The organism is Coleofasciculus sp. FACHB-712 (genome assembly GCF_014695635.1).
Classification (GTDB): Bacteria; Cyanobacteriota; Cyanobacteriia; order Cyanobacteriales; family FACHB-T130; genus FACHB-T130.
On the sequence record NZ_JACJOQ010000031.1, the window covers coordinates 1 to 2,918 of the forward strand.

The window sequence follows — 2,918 nt, forward strand, 5'->3', positions numbered from 1 at the left end:
TTGGAGAAGGATACGGTGACATCTGAGGAACGCCGATTGGGGAAAATTATCAATTTCGGCGTAATTTACGGAATGGGGGCGCAGCGATTTGCGCGGGAAGCTGGGGTGAAGGCAACCGAAGGCAGATTGTTTATCGATCGGTTTAACGAGCGCTACCGTAAGGTTTTTGACTATTTGGAGCGGGTGAAGCGGGAAGCGATCGCTCACGGTTATGTCGAAACTATTTTAGGACGCCGCCGTTACTTTAACTTTGAGGGCGGCAGTCTCCGCAAGCTGCAAGGGAGCAATCCCGATGAAATTAACCTTGACAAACTCCGTAATTTAGGACAAGCTGACGCCGGTTCGCTACGCGCCGCAGCTAATGCTCCAATTCAAGGTTCTAGCGCCGATATCATCAAAATTGCAATGGATAAACTGCACAAAGTTTTGCAGAATTACCAGGCGCGTTTATTATTGCAAGTTCACGATGAATTAGTGCTTGAAGTTCCTCCCTCGGAATGGGAAGAATTACAGCCTCAGATTCGCTCAACGATGGAAAACGCTGTTTCCTTGAGCGTTCCTCTTAAGGTTGATGTGCGTGCAGGGCAGAATTGGATGGAGACGAAGTAAAAAACTGTAGTTTCGACAGCCTTTCCTGTATGACTGTTCGATTGGTGGTTAAGCTCAGCGTGGGATAGAAGCGCGATCGCATTTCGCTGCACCACTCCAACTGCTAAAAGCCAGTAACAGGCGTCCGAAACTATTGGACAATGGAAACGTCTGTCCAGATGGACTTTTCTTTTGTAGTAAATATTTATAATGACCGGCACTCGCAAACTCATCCAAAATTCTCTCATCTGGACTGGTGCAGTTGTTCTCATCCTTGGATTGGTGGGATGTGAAGCTATTTTTGGTTCTCCTACTTACCCGGTTAAGCGAGTCAGCGATGGGGATACTCTCGCCGTGACGGATCGCAGTGGGAAAAACATCAACGTGCGTTTTGCTTGTGTGGATGCTCCAGAGGTTCCCCATTCCAGTAAGGAAAAAGCAAGCAAAAAAGCAGTAGATCAAAATCAATTCAAGTGGGGAATAAAAACCCAGCAACGATTGCAAGAATTGGTACAGCAAGGAGGCGATCGCGTTCGCTTAACTGTGACTGATACTGATAGGTATGGGCGTAAAGTTAGCGAGGTGCGCCTGCCTGATGGAACTTTTGTTCAGGAAGTGTTGGCAAAAGAGGGACTGGTACTGGTGTATCGTCAGTATCTAAAAGATTGCCCTAGCGCTGCTATCGTTGAGCAAGCAGAAGCTGAGGCGAAAAAGAGTCGGCGCGGCATTTGGCGTGACTCCAAGTTTCTGCCGCCGTGGGAGTATCGCAGTGAGAGTAAGTAGCAAAGGCTGATAGTTAATTGCAACAAACAATAACCATCAAAAGTCTTCGTCAGCATACTCACTGGCATCTTCTGATTGAGACTGATTACTGGAAGGCGATCCCCAAACAATGGGCACGATTGCACTCCCAATCGCCCCCGCGCCAGCACTAAACGCTAGCACGACGCCTACTGGCATCCGGATCGACTGGAAAGTTAGAAATTTCACCGATACCGGCGTGATGTTTTGAATGGACAACAGAGCGATCGCTGCGACGGAACTGGCTAAAATCAGCGAGGTAAGCAGGTTGGTAAGGGCTTTCATATTGATAATGGCGACTGAGTAAGTTCCTGCTACCAAGTAGGAGCAAGAGCAATGCCCTTGCTCCTACCGATCATTTAGACTGTGACGGGTTCCAGTTTGTTAATGGTTTGTTCCATTTGCTGGGCAATTTGAGTCATTTTTTCTGGAGTATTCGTTTCCAGATAAACCCGCATTAGCGGTTCTGTTCCGGAAGGACGCAGGAGTATCCAACTGCCTTCTTCTAAGTAGAGTTTAATCCCGTCTTTGCGCCCTACTTCTTTCACTTTAATTCCTGCCACTTCTGCTGGGGGATTTTTAGTGAAATCATCGATGACAGCGGCTTTGTGGGCGTCATTTAAGTGCAAATCGAGACGTTTGTTGTACAGAGGGCCATCGGCTTCTGCGATTACTTCTTCTACTAGCTGGCTTAAAGGCTTACCTTCGTAAGCGATCGCTTCTGCCACCAGCATATCGGCTAAAATACCGTCTTTTTCGGGAATATGTCCGATAATGCTCAATCCGCCCGATTCTTCGCCGCCGATCAATACCTGCGTCTCGCGCATTTTCTCGCCGATGTATTTAAAGCCTACTGCTGTTTCGTAGATTTCCAAGCCGTACTTAGCAGCGAGGTTATCCAGCAGGTGGGTGGTGGCAACGGTGCGGACAATTGCACCAGTTTTGCCTTTGTTTTTGACTAAGTGACGCGCCAGCAGGAGCAGCACCGTGTTCGGTGTCAGCACGTTTCCTTGTTCGTCAACAATGCCGAAGCGATCGCTATCTCCATCCGTTGCTAAACCTATATCTGCCCCGTCTTTTTTCACCGCTTCAACAAGTCCAATCAATTCCTCTCCTTTCGGTTCTGGCATTCCACCGCCAAAGAGAACATCGCGATAGGTGTGGAATGCCTCTGTATCGCAACCACAGCGCTCCAAGACAGTATCCAGGTAGCCGCGAGAAGTCGAGTAGAGGGCGTCGTACTTCACCTTTAGCCCTGCGCTCTTAATTCGCTCTACATCCAGCAGGGTGTAAATAAACTGGAGATAATCTGGCTTGGGATCAAAGGTAGAAATCTTGTTGGCATTGTTGCCACTCGGCGGCTCATCCGTAGCGTTTTCAATATTTGCTACAATTGTATCCGTAATTTCCGGTGTTGCCGGACCAGCGTAATCGGGGATGTATTTGATGCCGCAATAGGGAGCTGGGTTATGACTGGCGGTGAACATCAGTGCCCCAGCAGAGTTGAGAAGCTTAGCGTTGTAAGCAAT

At 48.4% G+C, this 2,918-nt stretch carries 4 protein-coding genes; 2 read left to right on the forward strand and 2 right to left on the reverse strand.

All coding sequences use genetic code 11. From position 1 onward, the window contains the following. Together H6F50_RS00390 and H6F50_RS00395 are read left to right on the forward strand one after the other, a co-directional pair. Nucleotides 1–609 (forward strand): DNA polymerase (locus H6F50_RS00390; protein WP_242028840.1); only part of this gene is annotated, 609 nt, incomplete at its 5' end. Between the two features lie 189 nt (nt 610–798). Next, complete coding sequence (locus H6F50_RS00395) at nt 799–1,371, forward strand: thermonuclease family protein (RefSeq protein ID WP_190425059.1); 573 nt, start codon at nt 799–801, stop codon at nt 1,369–1,371. Between the two features lie 36 nt (nt 1,372–1,407). Here the strand turns inward: H6F50_RS00395 and H6F50_RS00400 are convergent, their stop codons facing one another. Both H6F50_RS00400 and H6F50_RS00405 read right to left on the reverse strand, forming a co-directional pair. Beyond that, nucleotides 1,408–1,674 (reverse strand): LapA family protein, encoded by a 267-nt coding sequence (locus tag H6F50_RS00400; protein ID WP_190413036.1) that lies wholly within the window; start codon nt 1,672–1,674, stop codon nt 1,408–1,410. Between the two features lie 74 nt (nt 1,675–1,748). Beyond that, nucleotides 1,749–2,918 (reverse strand): phosphoglucomutase/phosphomannomutase family protein (locus H6F50_RS00405; RefSeq protein WP_190425061.1); only part of this gene is annotated, 1,170 nt, incomplete at its 5' end.